Genomic DNA, 238 nt, shown 5'->3' with positions numbered 1-238 from the left:
CATCGTCGGCAGCGCCTCATGGGAGCTGCGCGCCACACGCGACAAGCTGAAGCAGGATCTGCGCGATTCCGAGACCGACGTGAAACAAGCCGTCGGCGCCATGGAGAGGGACGCCACCGCCGGCGCAGACAAGGTTGGCGCTTCGTTCGGCAAGATGGGCAAGGCCATTGGTGTCGGGATCCCCGATCTACGAACAGCAAGTCGCCTATCCGCCGGGGTCTCTGGACGGATCCCTGGC

Annotated in this window: 1 protein-coding gene; it reads left to right on the top strand. The window is 65.1% G+C overall.

Going from position 1 to position 238, the window contains the following annotated elements:
* On the top strand, nucleotides 1-238 hold a 238-nt coding region (locus OH705_RS28655; RefSeq protein WP_267303626.1), incomplete at both ends, for a hypothetical protein.

It is taken from the genome of Pseudomonas sp. BJa3 (assembly GCF_026343815.1).
In the GTDB taxonomy this organism is placed as follows: Bacteria; Pseudomonadota; Gammaproteobacteria; order Pseudomonadales; family Pseudomonadaceae; genus Aquipseudomonas; species Aquipseudomonas soli.
Note: the sequence above shows the minus strand (reverse complement) of the source record. Positions and strands in the feature narration are given on the sequence as shown.